Raw genomic sequence first — 16,164 nt, forward strand, 5'->3', positions numbered from 1 at the left:
AGTTGCCCTGCCCACGTGCGGCAACAGCTCGAATCAGCAGGATCTCAACTGTTTCTGCCGAGCTGCCTGATCCAGGCGCGGGTGTCGGCGGGATCGATGACATCGTCCAGTTCGAACGTGGTCGCCGCCATCAGCGCCTTGCCCTGTGCGTAGGCCAGTTCCACGAACTGACCGAACAGAGTTTCCCGAGCCTCCGGGTCTTCGACGGATTCGAGTTCCTTGCGGAAACCGAGGCGCACGGCGCCTTCCAGACCCATCGGCCCGATCTCGCCGGTCGGCCACGCCACCGTGAACTCGGGTGCGTGGAAGGAACCACCGGCCATCGCCATGGCGCCCAACCCGTAACCCTTGCGCAGGATGATCGTTCCGAACGGCACCGTGAGGCGAGCACCGGCAACGAAGAATCTGCCGAACCTTCGGACCGTCGCCTCCTCCTCCGAGTCCGGGCCCACCATGAATCCCGGTGTGTCGCAAAGGGTCACCAGAGGAATGCGGTGCGCTTCGAGCAGTTCCAGGAAATCCGAAGCCTTGTCCGAGGCTTCCGCGTCGATCGCTCCGCCGAGATGCTCGCTGCTGTTCGCCAGCACACCGTACGGAACTCCTTCGACACGAACGAGTGCCGTCACTACACCGCGACCGTAATCTCGACGCAGTTCCAGGACGCTGTCGACGTCCGCGATCGCCTCGATCGCTCCACGAACGTCGTACGAGCGCAGGCGATTCTCCGGCACCACATGCCGGGAGAGCCGCGGATCCGGAGCCGTCCACTCTCCGCTCGCACCCTGGAAGTAGCCGAGGTACTGCTTGGCCAGAGCCACCGCATGAGCGTCGTCGTCAGCCACCAGGTGTACGACGCCGTTACGGCGCTGCACGTCGATGGGGCCGATGTCCTCGGGGCGGAAGTTTCCGAGCCCGCCGCCCTCGACCATGGCAGGGCCTCCCATGCCGATATTGGCGTCGGGCGTCGCGATCAGTACGTCGCAAGCGCCGGCCAGGGCCGCGTTGCCCGCGAAACAACGACCGGATACGACGGCGACCATGGGCACCCGCCCGCTCAGCGCCGCCATCGCGCGGAAGGTCCCCAGTTCCAGGCCCGCTCCCGCCCCTGCATCGGTGTCACCGGGGCGACCGCCGCCACCTTCCGCGAACAGCACTACCGGAACCCGCTTGCGATCGGCGATCTCGAGCAGGCGGTCGGTCTTGGCGTGATTGCGCATGCCCTGGGTACCGGCGAGCACCGAGTAGTCGTACGAGATCACGACGCTCTCGCCGCCGCTGATGGTCGCCACTCCGCCGATCAGACCGTCAGCAGGAGTGTTGGCGATCAAGTCTTCCTCGCTTCGCCGACTGCGCTGCGCTGCCAACGCGAGAGCGCCGTACTCGACCAGGCTGTCGTCGTCGACCAGGTCGTAGACGTTCTCGCGAGCAGTCCGCCGCCCCAGCTTGTGGCGTTTCGCCACTGCCGCGGGCCGCGCCGCATCCAGGGTCACCTCGTGGCGAGCGATGATTTCGGCGAGGTCGGGACGTACGTCGTCGAGGTCCACCTCGTCGACCTCGGCGAGCTTCGATCCCGCGCTCGCGCTACGGACGACGAGCAACGGTTCGCCCGCACTCACCGATCTCCCCGGTGACGACAGGACCCGGACCACTTCGAGGTCACCGGGCGCCGAGAGAACATGCTGCATTTTCATCGCTTCGAGGACGGCGACCTGGCCACCCGCATGGACGCCGTCACCGACTGCGGCAAGTTCGACGACGATTCCCGCCATCTGTGCACGGACCACGTCCTCGTCCGGCGCGATGTCCACACTCGCGGAGGGTGTTTGTGGGCCCGCTTCGGGAACGAGGTCCGCCAATCGAGAACCTAACCAGTCGACGTCGACCAGGCCGTTGCGGAAGTCCTTGTCCGACAGTATTGCCTGCAGGAATTCGAGGTTGGTCGCCACGCCGTCGATAGTGAACTCACTCAAAGCAGCAATCGACTTGCGCACAGCGGCAGGAAAATCCGATCGACGTGTGTGGGTGACGACCTTCGCCAGCAGCGAATCGTAACGCGCACTCGGCGAGAGTCCGACCGTACCGAAGGTGTCCACTCGCACGCCGGGCCCGCCCGGAGGACTGAAGTTGTCGAGCGTGCCGGACGACGGCAGCGCATTGCCGTCCGGCGTCATGGTTTCCATGTTGACGCGGGCCTGTATCGCAATCCCCGAAGCGTTTGCCACGGATCCGACTGTCTCCGATACCTTCTCGACAGCAGTGATTCCGGTTGGCAGGTCCAGGTCCTCGAACGGAACTCCGTCCGCGATAGCGAGTTGCACGGCGACGAGGTCGATTCCGGTGACCTCTTCGGTCACCGTGTGCTCCACCTGAATTCGGGGATTGACTTCGAGGAAGACGAATCCGCGTTCCTCGACCAGGAACTCGACCGTCGCGATGCCTCGGTAGCCGACCTCGGCGCACAGCCTTGCGGCCGCAGCGTGAAGACGCTCGCGCAGGGCCCCCGACAGCCCCTGCGCGGGCGCAACCTCGATCAACTTCTGATGCCGACGTTGGACGCTGCAATCACGGTCACCCAGAGCGATCGCGTGGGTTCCGCCTTGCCCCGGCGCCGCCACGATCTGCACTTCGATGTGCCGAGCGTGCTCACTGAGTACCTCGGCGAACAGTGCCGAACTGCCGAATCCCGACTGGGCTTCGGCCGCACACACACGGTACGCGTCGTCGAGCGCTTTCGGGTCGCGCACCGCGCGCATGCCGCGGCCACCGCCGCCGCTGAGCGCCTTGATCATGATGCCGCGGGAGTTGCGCCCGAAGAATTCACGCACCTCGTCGAGGTCGGCGTTCGCCGATGTCGACGGCAGGACCGGTACGCCGGAGTCGACCGCCGCAGTGCGGGCGCTGGCCTTGTCGCCGAAAGTCCGGAGAACCTGGGCGTCCGGGCCGACGAAGACGATGCCCGCCTCGGTACACGCCTGCGCGAATTCGGCATTCTCACTGAGGAATCCGTAGCCCGGGTGCACGTGCGTGGCGCCCGTTTCGGCCGCGATCTTCAGCAGTGCGCTCTGATCGAGATACGCGGATGCGCCCGAAGCTCCGAGCGGCACCGACTCCGTGGCCGCCGCGACGTGCGGACTGGACGCGTCGTCCTCGGCGTAAACCGACACCGTTTCGATCCCGAGTTCACGGGCAGTTCGAATGATCCGCAGCGCAATTTCGCCGCGGTTCGCAATCAGCAGTCTCACTTTTCCCCCTGAGTGCGCTCGAACAGATCGCCCTTGCGCACCTTTCCTGTTGCAGTCATCGGAAGCGCCTCGAGCACTTCCACTTCGGGCACCTTGTACGTAGCCATGTTCTCCTTGGCCCACGAGACGATCTCGTCGGCCGCGGTGTCGGAACCCTCGACCAGCTGGACAAACGCAAAAGCCACCTGCCCCTTGTCCTGGTCCGGTTTCGGTACCACCGCAGCCTTTTCGATCGCCGGGTGCAGCATGAGCAGCGCTTCCACCTCGGAGGGGAAAACACTCATGCCGTTGGTCTTGATCATTTCCTTGTTTCGCGCCAGGTAGTGCAAACCACCACGCTCACTGAACTTTCCGACATCGCCGGTCTGCAACCAGCCGTCACGGATGGCGTCGGCGGTGGCAGCCTCGTTGCGGTAGTACGCGGAAAGGATGGACGGGCTGCGCACGATGATCTGTCCGTGCTCACCGACGGGAACCGGCCTGCCGTCGTGATCGACGATCAGAACGTCGGTGCCGGGCACCGGAATTCCGCAGAACACCGGCTCGCTTTTCAGGTCGTAGTCGCCGTCCTGGAAGCCGAGGGTGATCGTGTCCGCGGTGTGGGTTTCGGTCATTCCGTAGCTCGCTTCGCGCAGAACGCCGCCGGTAGCCTCGCGCCACCGCTGGCGCGTGGCCGGATCGAGTTTGAGAACAAACGAGACTGCCATGGCGTTCTGGAGTGTCGAGAGATTTCGCTCCGAAAACCCTGATGTGTCCATCAGTTCGACGTAATTGTCGACGGTTCCGACCAGCGAAGTCACACCGTAGGTCTCGACCGCGTCGAGCGTGGTCTCCGCATCCCAACGATTCAGCAGGACAACGGTTCCGCCGTTGACGAGCGGAACCAGAATGCCGAAGTCCTCACCCGCGATCCAGAAGATCGGCAGAAACACCAGGGATACCGGCGGATTGGCGCCCACCTGGTCACCACCGGCAAGCGTCGCGGTGGCCGCGGTGTAAACCATGTGGCGCTGAGTGTGCTCACAGCCCTTGGGCATTCCCGTCGTTCCGCCCGTGTAGTTCAGGGCGGCGAGGGAATCGAGTTCGGTGGCAACGGGAGTCGCCCGCTCACTGGTGATGATCGACTGCCAGTCGCTCAGGCGCGGATCGTCGACCTCGAAGGGCAGTTCGACGGTGGGGATCGCAGTCAGCATGTCCGATACTGCCGTCTTCGCGACGTGTTCGAGTGGAGTCTGTGAACGAACCTTCTTCACCAGCTTCGAGAAAGTGTTCTGCGTCAGTAGTACCTTGACGCCGGCATCGTTGAGTTCGTGAATCAATTCGTGTTCACGGAAGAGCGGATTGATGGGCACGTGAACCGCACCGGCCTTGAGAATGCCGAGCATCGCGATGTGGAACTGCGGGCAGTTGACCAGGTGAACGCCGACACGATCGCCTCGTTCGACTCCGAGTGAAAGCAGCCATCCGGCAAAACGATCCGAAAGCTCGTCGTACTCGGCGTACGTGATGACGCGGCCGTAAAAGACGATTGCGGGAGTATCCGGCCGCTCGAGCGCCCAATGCCGCAAGTAGTCGACAAGTCCCCCGCCTTCGAGCGGATACTCGACGGCGCGGGGAATCCCGGCGGGCCAATGCGCCTGCTGCAGCGCAGTGATTTCCGCCAGAGCCGCTTCGAGCACGTCTTGTTCTGCCACCGATCACTCCATTCGTAAAAGAAATCTATTTCGACTCTTCGAACCCGATCAACCGTTCGGACATCGTCGTCATATCTGCAATGAACTGGTTCTGCTCTTCGACACTCGCCTTACTCAGTCGTGCTCCACCGGCCATCTGTGCGTCCGAGATCATCTGAACGAGCACCGGGGGCGAAACGCAGGGATCTACATCGTGAACCTGTCGAATACGTTCGACGAAGCGTACGTAGCGGCTCACGAGCTTTTCGCGAACTGCTGACCAACTGCGCTCGACCTCGGAATCCACCCGCGCCCGGTGCTCGATCACCGCGAGCAGGTCCCCGTAGGTGTACACGGCCGTGATGAACGCCGACGTGGTCGTTCTGAGAACTTCGCGTAGATCCTCGGCCGCTGGCCCCTCCATGTGCTGGGCGTCGAGAAACCGTCGGCACATCATTTCGGCGACGGCACGGAAGGCCTCGTCCTTCGACGAGAAGTACGCGTAGAAGGTCGCTCGGGACACATCAGCCCTGGTGGTGATTGTCTCGACGGTCACGGCGTCGTATCCGAGTTCGCCGAAACAGAGAGCAGCGGTGTCGAGCAGGCCGGCCCGACGTGGACCGTCCCCGAGCTTGCGGGCTGTCCGCGCTCGCTCCTGCGTTTCGCTGGTGGTCACCGTCACAGTGTGTGTTGACGTTGACGTCAATGTCAAGAATTGCGGCATCCTCGCCGCCGTTCTCGTCGGCTCAGTCGCGAAGATGGGCGAGAAGAAAATCGTCTCCCGGATCACCCGTGGGGCCGGCGACATGGTCGGCCCCGCGATCGTTGTCGTGGTGATCGGTGCGGCAGCGGTATTCGAGTAGTTCAGGCGTGGGGGGCCTCGCGTGCCGCCGTCTCCAGACGGTCGTTGTACTCGGCCCACCACCCCTCATCACCGGGAGCCAGATTGTTGTCGCCCGCCTTCATCCCAGCAGCTCCGTCGATCAGCTCCCGCACGATGTCCGCGTGGCCGGCGTGCCGATGGATCTCGGTGACAACGTGAACGAGTATCCGGTGCAATGTGACGTCGCGACGATCCTCCGGCCAGTGCTTCACGAAGCCGGGGGCGTCCAGATCGTGCTGCTCGATCGTGGCGTCAGCGAAAGCCCAGGTGCGGCGATAGGTTTCGACGATGTCGGCACTGGACTCATCGGCGCGGGCCCACATGTCGACGTTGAGTTCCTCCGAACGCAACCACGCCGGTAGATCGGGAACCCGACGGCCGAACGTCGGACCGAAATACCCGAGCTCGACGCCGATCATGTGTTTGACCAGTCCCAACAAGTTGGTCCCTGTCCGGGTCATCGGACGCCGAATGTCATACTCCGACAGCCCGTCGAGCTTCCAGACGAGCGCGTCACGTGCTGCCTGCAGGTACCGCTGGAGATCTTCCTTTTCCGAGTTGGTGGTCATGAAACCAACCTAAACCGAGTGGAGCAGACATTGACAGCGGTGGAGGATCTGACCGAGGTTGCCTCCCGGGCCGTCGCCGCCGAGCGTGACGCCCGGTCGGTGCGCTGGCACAACCCGGCAGCCGTCCGCAAGGCCGCCGCGTCCGTGCGTGATTCGCTCGACGACGAACGATCAGCGCTGAGCCGACCGTCGTACAGCGGTTTGTCGCCGTCGCCGCACATGGCTCGCCAACTCGAACTGATCACGACGTTGCAGCCGCCGCTGCCCGCCGACGCCGGCATCAGCACCGCCGCGCAGGCCGAGGCCGACGCCGTCGCCGCGGTGACCACCGCGCGGATAGCCTTGCGCGCCGCCCACCTTGCGGTTCTCGAAGCACGCGTCGCCGCGCTCGATGCCGGAGATACCGATACCGTCGCCGCCGCGATCCGCGGTTACGTCCCGCTGAACTCGGGCAACCCCGTCGTCCGGCACGTGCAGGGTCTCGGCTCCCGGATCCGTGAGGAAGCACGGCACGTCGTGAGTGGCAAGCCTCGGTCGATCGCTTTTCGACTGGGGCTGAGCCTCGGAATGGGCTTGGCGTACCTGGCATTCATTCGCCTCTTCCAGTGGGACGCCAAGGAAGATCGACTGCCTTACCTTGCGCTGTACGCACTCTCGGGTGTGGTCGGAAGCGTCGTGTGCACCAATGCGCTCAGCTTCGACGCCGGCCGCGTCCGTGCTGCTTTGTCCGGCGGAACCAGGCTCTGGCACGTCCTCGTCGCGAAGAATGCGATGATGCTGCTTCTCGTCGGCAGCGCCGGGTTCTTGCTCAGTGCCATCCTCGCGTGGCGCTCCGGAAGCAGTGCTGATCTGGTGAAGGCGTGCGGTCAGGTACTGACCATGATCCTGCTGTGGCTCGGTGTCGCCAACGTGATGTCCGTGGCCTTGCCGCTGCGGGCCGAACCGATGACGGCGAGGCGCCACGACGGCACATGGAAGCAGTTCCTGCTGTCCTTCGTCATCTCGTACGGTGTCGGACTGATCGTCAATCTGATGCTCTACTGGCGAGTCTGGGCGAAGACGACGCTGCTCGAGCAGATGGGCGGTCCGTGGATTCCGGTCCTGCTGCTCCTCGCGAGCGCGGCCGCGACGTGGCTGTTGCTGACCGTCCTGGCCGTACTCCTGGCCGAGCAACCACGCTTCCGGCGCGCCTTGCAACGGGAGATGGTGGTCTACCGCGAAGAAACCAACCACTTGCAGGCGACCATTCAGCACAATTCCGGCTAATGTAACCGTGCGTGGCTGATCCGGGCACGCCGCGAGTACACGCAGTGTCGAGGAAGGCGTGACCCATGATGTCCGTAAAGCCTGGCGCAGCCGATACGTCGGCCGCCGTAACCACCGCCTCCTGGCTACCACTGATCGTGGTGGTCCTCACGCAGATTCAGGCGTCGTTCGCCGTCAATGCGCTGACCGTCTCGATGGCCGGCATCACCACCGATCTCGACACTCCTGCAACAAGTGTCGGCACCGCGATCACCGCAGGCACCTTTGCCATGGCTGCCTTCATTCTGCTGGGCGCCAAGATCGGCGCCCGCTACGGGACGCGTTTGGTCTTCCAGATTGCCGTCGCGATTCACGGTCTCGCGATGGCTGCGGTCGCTCTGAGCCAGAGCCCGGCAATGCTGTTCGTGGCGCAAGCCGCGTCCGGCGCCGTGATCGCTCTCATCGCCCCCGCGTTGACGGTTTTCATCGCCACGAACTTCAATGGCGATCAGCAGGCAAAGGCCATCGGTTACCTGGCAGCAGCAATCCCCGCAGCCGGTGTGCTGGCACTACTCATCGCCGGTTCCTTCGCGACGACCATCGGGTGGCGTTACTCCTTCGCCCTCGTCGTGGCGCTCGCCGTGGTCAACCTGGTCCTGAGTTTCCGTGTCAAACCTGTTCCCCCGCAGAAGGACATCACCATCGATTGGGCCGGCGCCGCACTGGCTGCCGTTGCCGTCATCCTGCTCAGCTTCGGTTTCAGCGGCCTGAACTCGTGGGGCGTCATCCTGGCCACCGACGCTGCGCCGTTCTCGGTCATCGGTGTTTCACCCGCGGCCATCCTGATAGTCCTCGGCACCATCTGCGCGCAGGGATTCTTCCAGTGGACGCGAAGTCGCAAGGCGCAGAACAAGCCTCAGCTCTTCAATCTCGACGTCCTCAAGACCGGCGCCGAGCGCGCCACCACGATTTGCATGGCGACGATGATGTTCGTGGGAACCGCGGCCAACTTCCTCATTCCGCTGTACATGCAGATCATCCAGGGCCGCAGCAGCTTGCAGACGTCGTTCTCGATCATCCCGTACACACTCTCGATCTTCATCGCGAGCACCGTCGTCGCGCGCCTGTACAAGACGTACTCCCCGCGTCTGATCGCACGAGCCGGGTTCGTCGTTGTTGCCGCTGGACTCATCCTGTTGGCCTTCACCATTCGTGGTGACTGGCATCAGATCTTTGTTGTCATCGGCCTGATCACCCTCGGCCTCGGGCAGGGCGCCATCGTTGCGCTGGTGTTCAACACCCTCCTCACCGCAGCTCCCAAGGAACTGGCCGGTGACGTCGGTGCCTGGCGAGGACTGGTACACAACATGTCCGGCAGCGTCGGCATCGCGGTGGCCAGCGTGTTCGCCGTCGGAATCCTCGGTACCCTCGTCAGCTCACAGCTGATCGACAACCCCACCATCCCGGCATCCCTCAAGGTCGAGTCAGGGATCAATCTCGACCAGGTCAACTTCGTCCCCAACGATCAACTCGTCGTGACGCTCGAAAACACCTCCGCGACACAGGCACAGATCGACGAAGCCATCCGGATCAACACCGAAGCACGCCTGCGCGCACTGCGAACCTCGCTGCTCGTACTCGCCGGGCTCTCTCTGCTCGCCATCATTCCGGCCGGGCGCATGCCCAACGAAGTACCTGCTCTGGACGAACCGCAACCCACGAAGGGCAAGAAGTAACCGATGTCCAACCAAGACCAATTCGGTCCGATCGAATACGTTGCCGTCGAGTTTCCCAGCGGTGCACCGACCTCCGCGGGATTCGAGAAGCTGCTCACTCTCGTCGACTCCGGAGTGATCCGCATCCTCGACCTCGAGTTCGTCACCAAAGCCGCCGACGGAACGGTATCCGTCGTACCCGCGTCCACCTTCGAACTCGCAGATTTCGATCTGGCGCAGTTCGACGGCGCTGCCTCCGGACTGCTCGACGCCGGCGACATCGCTGCCGTTGGTGAAGAGTTGGCTGCCGGAAGCGTTGCCGCCGTACTCGTCTACGAGGAACTGGCAATACTGCCGGTCATCGAGGCCTGGACCCGCAGCGGCGCAAAGGTTGTCACCGAAGGTCACCTGAGCGTGGACGAACTGGCTGCTGCACTGGACAACACCGCACCGGATACCACGGAGAAGGACGCATGAGTTTCTTGAGGCGAGCCGGCCGGGTAGCCGTCGCAAGCTCCATTCACGGCAATGTTCAGCGCCGTCAGCGGACCCGTTGGGCTGCCGAAGATCAGGCCCGCGCAGCGCAGGTCCAGCCGGTGCCGCCGATTCCCGATCTACCGCCCCTCCCGCCGCGGGCAGCTCCGGCAGAATCGGAAATGTCGATGGACGCTAAGCTCGAACAGCTCACCAAGCTGGGCGAACTCAAGAATGCCGGCGTATTGACGGAGGCCGAGTTCGAGACCCAGAAGGCGCGCATCCTCGGCTGAACTAGCTGGGCCGCCCGAGTGCAAAAGCCATGACGGGAAGCTGCGTCGTCGCGAGATTCAACAGAGATGCCACTCGCGCATCCGTGAATCCTGCGATGGCGCAGCCCACAAGTCTCATCGCCTCGGTCACAAGGTACAGATTCTGAACCAGCACACCGGCATCCACGTGCATCGTGCGGTAGTGCCGCATCGCGTACTTCTCGAGCGGCGCTTCCACGTCGGCGACCACAAACAAAAGAACCGGGAACACGTCGACGAACTCGGGCTGGAGAAGGCTCGCTCGAAGGTTTCCTTGTACGTCACCCGGCCGGACGGCCTCAGCACGGCCTTCCTGGATGTACCGGTACACCCCGGCTCCAAGCGAGTGTCCGGGTTGGCGGACAACAAACGACAGCGTCAGTTCGCGCATCCCACCGGCCGTCGGGCTGCTGACCAGACTGTGGTGCAGCACATTTGAAAGTTCATCGATTCCCAAAGCATCTTGCGCTGGGTTGTAGTGGCTCCGTCGTGCCTGCAAGATATCCGGAAAGTCCCGGGCCGGCAGTGGCGTCGGCGCCGGTAATTCAACGAACTCAGACGTCACCGGGGGCAGTGCGCCCTCGTCGAACGGTAGCTCCGACGGAGCCACCGTCCGGTCAAGCGCAGCATGCAGCGATACGACGGCCTCGACCCGCTCGAGGGCGGTCAAGACCTCACGAACCCGGGTGCAGCAGGCGAGATACCTCGGCAGCTCCGTCGATCGACACCAATTCACCGGCGAACCACGCCTCCGGAACGGCAAAGATCGCATTCGACGTCGCGGCAGGCGTCCCGGCAAATGCCGTGCGGGCAGCCTCGAGTGTGGATTCCCGAGCCGACTCGGTGGAGTAAACGACAAGAATTGCCTGCGGCGACTTCGCGAGTATCGATTCGGTGGCTACCTGGCCGAAGTACTTCCCATCCGGAAGGTCGCTCTCGTAGAGGTTCTTTCCCCCGGCCGCCTCGAGCACGCTGCTGTAGAGGCCCCTCGCCAGAGCGTAGGACTGCCCCTCCGAAACCTGAACCATCACAGTGGCAACCGGCTCCTTCCCGGCCACGGATGCCTCGGTTGCTGCGAGCGACTTCTTGCCATCTGCCAGAAGTGTTGCTGCTTCGTCACTTGTTCCGGTCAGGGCACCGAGACCGTCGATGTCGGACCAGACGTCGTCGATCCGCCCCTCGGTGACCGCCTTGTGGCAGTAGCCGCTGTTCACGAAGATCGGGATGCCGAGGTCACGCAATTCGTCCATGCTCTGCAGTCGGTCACCGTCGAACCAGTATTCCCCGTCGGAGACGATCAGATCCGGACGGGCGTCGAGCAATGCTTCTTTCGCGGGAACTCCGGTGCTCAGTACCGGCACGGCCGCGAACTGATCCGCGAGTTCGGGGCTGGGAGGAGAGAGGTCGGTATTCGATTGTCCGACAATGCGGTCGGCGGCACCGAGTTGAATCAGAAGCTCCGTCATCGACGGATACAGCGAGACAATCCGCTCCGCCGTCTTGGGCAACGTGACCTCGCGGTCACAATTGGTGACGGAAATCTTCTCGGACGACGACGTCGCCGAATCCGCCGTGGAGTTTCCGCATGCGGTCAGTACCGCAGTGGCGGTAACGGCCGAGCACAACAGCGCGGCAGTACGTATCGAGGATTTCAAGACACTGCTTCTTTCGTGTGTAGGAGCGGAGGGGCGAACGAGAGCAAGGGGCGCCCGGTCAAGGGGTGAGTGCCGAGATGCACCTGAACCCCGAATACTTCGGACAGCAGGTCCTCGGTGAGGACCTCGGCCGTTGGTCCTGTCGCGACAACTACCCCGCCGGAGAGCAGACAGACGTAGTCGCAATACGCTGCGGCCAAGGCGAGTTCATGGATCGCAACAATCGTCGTAGTACCGAGTTCGGCGACCAATTCCATCAGTTCGAGTTGAGCTCGGATGTCGAGGTGGTTGGTGGGCTCGTCCAAGACCAGCACCGAAGGTTGTTGAGCGATCGCCCGGGCCAACATCACACGCTGCTTTTCTCCGCCGGACAGTTCGGCGAAGAGTCGTGATCCGAAGCCGTGCATACCGGTTCGTGCCAGTGCGGCACTGACAATGTCCCGGTCGATTTCACCGAGTCGAGAGAATGCGCTGTGATGCGGCGTCCGGCCCGTCGCCACCACCTCGCGGACGCTGAACGAGAAGTCGGATGAATGCTCCTGCCCCACAACACCGATGATGCGTGCTGCGGATCGTGGCGAGAGATCGTCCCACACGTTCACTTCGTCGACCTTCACGATTCCGCTTCGCGGCTTCATCGAGCGGTACAACGCGCGCAGGAGGGAGGACTTTCCACTGCCGTTCGGCCCGACGAGTCCGACCACGCTCCCCTCGGGCGCTTCGAGATCTACGCCGGAAACCACCAGACGCCCACCTCGAACGACGTGAATCCCGCTGGCCGACAATCTCATGACTGCGCACCTCCGTCGCGTCGAAGTAACCAGAGGAAGAACGGAGCACCCAATCCGGCGGTGATGATTCCGAGCGGTAATTCGTTGGGCGCATCCAACATCCGAGACGCAAGATCGACGATCACCAGGAAGGTTGCACCGACCAGCGCGGTTGCCGGCAGCAGCTTGCGGTGGTCGGATCCGACGAGGAGTCTTACGGCGTGCGGCACGAGTAGCCCCACGAAACCGATTCCGCCGGCAACGGATACAACAACCGCGGTCAGCAACGACGCGATCACCAGTAGTAGCAACCTGGTACGGCGCACGTCGACGCCCACCGATTGCGCGCTCTCGTCTCCCATAGCCAGCGCGTTGAGTTGGCGAGACTGCGTCAACAGCACTGCCGCACAGACGGTGATCACTGCGGCGGGCACACCGAGATCCGACCAACCTGCCCCGCTCACCGAACCGAGTAACCAGAAGAGCACTCCCGAAAGCTGGCTCGGGTCGGCACGCAGCTGCACGAAACTTGTTGCAGCCGAGAGTAGATAGCCGATGGCAACACCGGCCAGGACCATGCGTAGCGGGACGAGCATTCCCTCGCGCCTGCCCAGAACGAGAACCGCGATCAGGGAGATCATCGCTCCCAGGAAGGCCGCCACCGGGACACCGATCGACAGCCCGGTTCCGATGCCCGTCGTCATGATCAGCACTGCGCCGAAGGACGCTCCCGAACCGACACCCAGAATGTAGGGATCGGCAATCGGATTGCGCACCAACGCTTGCAGTACCGCGCCGGCCAGCGATAACCCGGCACCTGCCAGTGCCGCGATCAGAATGCGCGGGACCCGCAGCCCCCACACGATCCGATCGAGCAGCGGGTCGACCGGCGGCCCACCGACGTGCGCGTACAACACCGCAAATACGTCGGCGAAGGACAGCGACGCAGCGCCCGACCACACCGCGACGGTGGAGACGGTGGCAAGGACCACGGCCGTGGCCAACAGAAACGGGACGTATCCGCGGTCGCCGACGGGATGCGCACGCGACGGGGCATCAGGTACTGCTTCGCTGGTCAGCGTCATCGCACTCCTGCAGAGGTGGGGGTTCACAGGCATGAACAGGTGGATCTAACCATAACGACAGTCGTTTTCATTAATAGTGACATGCTCATCTGTGCGGACAAGGCTCGGTCCGCAGGGCGCTCACCCACGCGAAGAGTGCCCCGACCAGCGCAAAGGTGCACGCAACGAGGTAGGCGGTGCCGATATCCCAACGTCCTGCAATTGCCCCGGCAATCAAGGCGCCCACCGGCGAACCACCCCAGGCGACCATCCTCGCCGTGGTGTTCACGCGCCCCTGTAGACGATCCGGAGTCAGACGCTGACGTGCACCGATGCCGTTGAGGATCGTGACAGTCGCACAGCCGGAGTAGACGGTCAGAGCGGTGATCGCGGCGGCGGTGTTGCTGGTTGTCGCAACGACGAACAGCACCACCGGGGCGATGGTCAACGCACCGACAGTGATCGCGCCGACCGGCCATTGCCCCGGTAGGCGTGGGAGCAAGACTGCGCCGACCACACCACCCACGGAGACTGCTGTCCACACGGCCCCGATCATCGGACTCGACGTCGAAATCCCCAGTCTCTCGGACGCGTACACCACCAGGAGCGCCGTGACAGCACCCTGCGTCAGCGAATTGACGAAGCCGACGCCGGTCAAGGCTCGCAGGAGCGGAGACTGCCAAAGGAAGCTGAGGCCTTCGCGTATGTCACGCGCAATTCCGGGTTCCGACTTCTTCGGCGCCGCAGGAATACCCGAGAACGAGGCTCCGATCGACGCCATGGCCAGCCCGGCCAATACGTAGGCCAGTGCATCAGCACCCAATGCGTAGGCCGGGCCGATCGACGCCACGAGCACTCCGGCATAAGCCGGAAAGGCAACATCGACGAGCGTGCTGGAAGTCCACAGCGCACTGTTGGCGGTCGGTATTCTCTGCCGACCGACCAGCGCAGGCAACGCTCCGAAAGCTGCGGCATCGAACCACACGAAACACGTTCCGATGCACATCGATACGCCGACCGCGTGCCATGCCGTCAACACACCGAGCGCCTGAGCCGCCGGAATACTCGCCAAGGCAAGAGCAGCGACGGCCTGCGCACACAGGATGACCGTCCGCCGGTTGACTCGGTCTGCCACGGCGCCCGCGAACAAGCCGAATACGAGGTACGGCAGAACCGTCCCCGCAGCCGCGAGCGAGGTGAGAAACGGAGACCGGCTGATGTCGAACACCAGAATCGGCATTGCCACACCGGTGACCGCCGCACCGGCCACGGCAATCGTGCGAGCCGTGAAGAACAATCGAAACGATCTGTCCCGAAACACATGTGGTTGCGCTTCGGCGGATCCCGTCGTCGAGGTCTCGCTCATGTATGCACTCTCTTGTACCTGTTGCTCTCCGTGGCGATCTTTCGTACGGTGGCATCGTAATGGAAATGGTTTCCATTACGGAAGGGATGACAATGAGCAACATTTCGTTCGACAGCGTCTCCAACTCGGCTCCGGCCAATGCACTCCAGGGTGTCGGCACCAACGCCCTCGTCGACAACCCGTTCACCTTCGAGCCGGTTGCCGAGGCGACGTCCGCACATGCTCTGCAGGGTGTGGGCACCAACGCCCTCGTCGACAACCCGTTCAGCTTCCAGAGCTGAAACCTTCCCTGATCCAGACCGTTTCGACGGCCTGATCTGCCGATGACCCCGCCCGCATCCGACTCGTCGGGTGCGGGCACCGACAAGGAGATCCGTGTACGCCCTCGCCGACGGACACCAGCTGTATCCGACACCGGACGGTACTTGGCATTACCTGACACCGGACGAGAACGCAGTCACGATCGGTGCGCCGGCCGAAGACCTCGCGGAACTCGACAACTTTCTCAGGCGCTCTGGTTCGGTGCTCGGCCCGGGAGCGATCGAGATCGCCGACGCTCTCGCCTCTCGCGGCGTGCTGGCTGTTCCAGGTCAAGTGCCCGAGATTCCGGGTCCACAGCGTGTGCTGATGGACGGGGTCGGACCCGTTGCCGATGCCTGCATCGCTCTGCTCTCCAAGGCTCTTCCGGATCTCGACGTCGTATCCACCACTGCGCCAATCGAAGACGACGTTGCGTCGTCGGACCTCGTACTGTCGGTTGCCGACGCTCCTCCTCACGACGCGTGGTCGGAACTCGATACCTGGTGCCGCCACAGCCGAACTCCGTGGCAACGCGTCCACGCAGAGCTGGGTGAGATCTGCATCGGTCCCTTCTTCGACGGCATCGACAGCGCGAGCTACCGGGACGTCTGCGGTCGACGGCTAGCCGCGTCACGCGTACCGGATCACCTTCTGGCGCTGTGGAACCACCTCGCCGACAGTGAACGTCGTCCGCTTGGACTTTCACCCACCACAGCCGCAATGGTCAGTGCACTTGCATGTTCGGACGTCGTGGCTAGTTCTTACGGCGCACCGCAATCACACCTTCACCACCAGATCCGGATGAATCCACGAACCCTGATGATGACTCGACATCCCGTGCTACCACTGCCAGGCGGCGTTCTCGAACCTTCGCCGACGCTCCGGTGATCTCACTCG

16 protein-coding genes are annotated in these 16,164 nt (G+C 63.4%); 7 read left to right on the plus strand and 9 right to left on the minus strand.

Features of this window, described 5'->3' with window-relative positions; genetic code table 11:
* Positions 1-44 precede the first annotated feature (44 nt).
* Genes AC2ETI_RS23275 through AC2ETI_RS23285 form a run of 3 tightly spaced genes read right to left on the minus strand, consistent with a single transcriptional unit; the run spans position 45 to position 5,597 of the window.
* Positions 45-3,242 carry a carboxyl transferase domain-containing protein gene (locus tag AC2ETI_RS23275; RefSeq protein WP_483634443.1) on the minus strand — a complete coding sequence of 1,066 codons (3,198 nt, stop codon included), beginning with the start codon at positions 3,240-3,242 and terminating at the stop codon, positions 45-47.
* Positions 3,239-4,936 carry an AMP-binding protein gene (locus tag AC2ETI_RS23280; RefSeq protein WP_080909316.1) on the minus strand — a complete coding sequence of 566 codons (1,698 nt, stop codon included), beginning with the start codon at positions 4,934-4,936 and terminating at the stop codon, positions 3,239-3,241. Before AC2ETI_RS23280 ends, AC2ETI_RS23275 begins: the two co-directional genes overlap by 4 nt.
* A 25-nt stretch (positions 4,937-4,961) precedes the next feature.
* Positions 4,962-5,597, minus strand: a complete 636-nt coding sequence (locus AC2ETI_RS23285) for a TetR/AcrR family transcriptional regulator (RefSeq protein ID WP_080909317.1) — start codon at positions 5,595-5,597, stop codon at positions 4,962-4,964.
* Position 5,598: 1 nt separating this feature from the next.
* Between AC2ETI_RS23285 and AC2ETI_RS23290 the strand changes: the two genes are divergently transcribed.
* Complete coding sequence (locus tag AC2ETI_RS23290; protein ID WP_060938715.1) at positions 5,599-5,778, plus strand: hypothetical protein; 180 nt, start codon at positions 5,599-5,601, stop codon at positions 5,776-5,778.
* A gap of 1 nt (position 5,779) precedes the next feature.
* Here AC2ETI_RS23290 and AC2ETI_RS23295 read toward each other — a convergent pair whose 3' ends face one another.
* On the minus strand, positions 5,780-6,367 hold the full coding sequence (locus tag AC2ETI_RS23295) for a DinB family protein (protein ID WP_080909318.1): 588 nt from the start codon (positions 6,365-6,367) through the stop codon (positions 5,780-5,782).
* A gap of 18 nt (positions 6,368-6,385) precedes the next feature.
* Here AC2ETI_RS23295 and AC2ETI_RS23300 point away from each other — a divergent pair, with 18 nt between their 5' ends.
* From AC2ETI_RS23300 to AC2ETI_RS23315, 4 genes are all read left to right on the plus strand, one after another.
* The gene (locus AC2ETI_RS23300) at positions 6,386-7,633 is read left to right on the plus strand and encodes a hypothetical protein (protein WP_020968060.1); all 1,248 of its coding nucleotides are present in this window, start codon (positions 6,386-6,388) and stop codon (positions 7,631-7,633) included.
* 65 nt (positions 7,634-7,698) lie between these two features.
* A complete protein-coding gene (locus AC2ETI_RS23305) occupies positions 7,699-9,348 on the plus strand; it encodes an MFS transporter (RefSeq protein ID WP_019746318.1) in 1,650 nt (549 codons plus the stop codon).
* A gap of 3 nt (positions 9,349-9,351) precedes the next feature.
* Positions 9,352-9,804 (plus strand): DUF6325 family protein, encoded by a 453-nt coding sequence (locus AC2ETI_RS23310; RefSeq protein ID WP_020968058.1) that lies wholly within the window; start codon positions 9,352-9,354, stop codon positions 9,802-9,804.
* Positions 9,801-10,094 (plus strand): SHOCT domain-containing protein, encoded by a 294-nt coding sequence (locus AC2ETI_RS23315; RefSeq protein WP_483634444.1) that lies wholly within the window; start codon positions 9,801-9,803, stop codon positions 10,092-10,094. Before AC2ETI_RS23310 ends, AC2ETI_RS23315 begins: the two co-directional genes overlap by 4 nt.
* Position 10,095: 1 nt before the next feature.
* Here the strand turns inward: AC2ETI_RS23315 and AC2ETI_RS23320 are convergent, their stop codons facing one another.
* The 5 genes from AC2ETI_RS23320 to AC2ETI_RS23340 form a co-directional block, all read right to left on the minus strand.
* Positions 10,096-10,782 carry a SagB family peptide dehydrogenase gene (locus tag AC2ETI_RS23320; RefSeq protein WP_336504072.1) on the minus strand — a complete coding sequence of 229 codons (687 nt, stop codon included), beginning with the start codon at positions 10,780-10,782 and terminating at the stop codon, positions 10,096-10,098.
* Between the two features lie 4 nt (positions 10,783-10,786).
* Complete coding sequence (locus tag AC2ETI_RS23325; RefSeq protein WP_336504071.1) at positions 10,787-11,767, minus strand: ABC transporter substrate-binding protein; 981 nt, start codon at positions 11,765-11,767, stop codon at positions 10,787-10,789.
* A complete protein-coding gene (locus AC2ETI_RS23330; RefSeq protein WP_020968054.1) occupies positions 11,764-12,558 on the minus strand; it encodes an ABC transporter ATP-binding protein in 795 nt (264 codons plus the stop codon). The genes AC2ETI_RS23325 and AC2ETI_RS23330 overlap by 4 nt, the downstream gene beginning before the upstream one ends.
* The gene (locus AC2ETI_RS23335) at positions 12,555-13,622 is read right to left on the minus strand and encodes a FecCD family ABC transporter permease (RefSeq protein ID WP_264613726.1); all 1,068 of its coding nucleotides are present in this window, start codon (positions 13,620-13,622) and stop codon (positions 12,555-12,557) included. Before AC2ETI_RS23335 ends, AC2ETI_RS23330 begins: the two co-directional genes overlap by 4 nt.
* Before the next feature lie 85 nt (positions 13,623-13,707).
* Complete coding sequence (locus tag AC2ETI_RS23340) at positions 13,708-14,967, minus strand: MFS transporter (protein WP_483634445.1); 1,260 nt, start codon at positions 14,965-14,967, stop codon at positions 13,708-13,710.
* A gap of 92 nt (positions 14,968-15,059) precedes the next feature.
* Between AC2ETI_RS23340 and AC2ETI_RS23345 the strand changes: the two genes are divergently transcribed.
* Positions 15,060-15,248 carry a streptamidine-related RiPP repeat protein gene (locus AC2ETI_RS23345; RefSeq protein ID WP_003943543.1) on the plus strand — a complete coding sequence of 63 codons (189 nt, stop codon included), beginning with the start codon at positions 15,060-15,062 and terminating at the stop codon, positions 15,246-15,248.
* Positions 15,249-15,342: 94 nt separating this feature from the next.
* Positions 15,343-16,155 carry a hypothetical protein gene (locus AC2ETI_RS23350; RefSeq protein ID WP_084325552.1) on the plus strand — a complete coding sequence of 271 codons (813 nt, stop codon included), beginning with the start codon at positions 15,343-15,345 and terminating at the stop codon, positions 16,153-16,155.
* The last annotated feature ends 9 nt before the right edge of the window (positions 16,156-16,164 follow it).

The organism is Rhodococcus sp. MurmanLake-1 (assembly GCF_056945715.1).

What these genes read in the sequence shown, in the direction of transcription:
- AC2ETI_RS23295 (WP_080909318.1), bottom strand. Translation starts at nt 6,367, where the DNA reads ATGACCACCAACTCGGAAAAGGAAGATCTCCAGCGGTACCTGCAGGCA.
- AC2ETI_RS23305 (WP_019746318.1), top strand. Translation starts at nt 7,699, where the DNA reads ATGATGTCCGTAAAGCCTGGCGCAGCCGATACGTCGGCCGCCGTAACC.
- AC2ETI_RS23310 (WP_020968058.1), top strand. Translation starts at nt 9,352, where the DNA reads ATGTCCAACCAAGACCAATTCGGTCCGATCGAATACGTTGCCGTCGAG.
- AC2ETI_RS23315 (WP_483634444.1), top strand. Translation starts at nt 9,801, where the DNA reads ATGAGTTTCTTGAGGCGAGCCGGCCGGGTAGCCGTCGCAAGCTCCATT.
- AC2ETI_RS23330 (WP_020968054.1), bottom strand. Translation starts at nt 12,558, where the DNA reads ATGAGATTGTCGGCCAGCGGGATTCACGTCGTTCGAGGTGGGCGTCTG.
- AC2ETI_RS23335 (WP_264613726.1), bottom strand. Translation starts at nt 13,622, where the DNA reads ATGACGCTGACCAGCGAAGCAGTACCTGATGCCCCGTCGCGTGCGCAT.
- AC2ETI_RS23340 (WP_483634445.1), bottom strand. Translation starts at nt 14,967, where the DNA reads ATGAGCGAGACCTCGACGACGGGATCCGCCGAAGCGCAACCACATGTG.
- AC2ETI_RS23345 (WP_003943543.1), top strand. Translation starts at nt 15,060, where the DNA reads ATGAGCAACATTTCGTTCGACAGCGTCTCCAACTCGGCTCCGGCCAAT.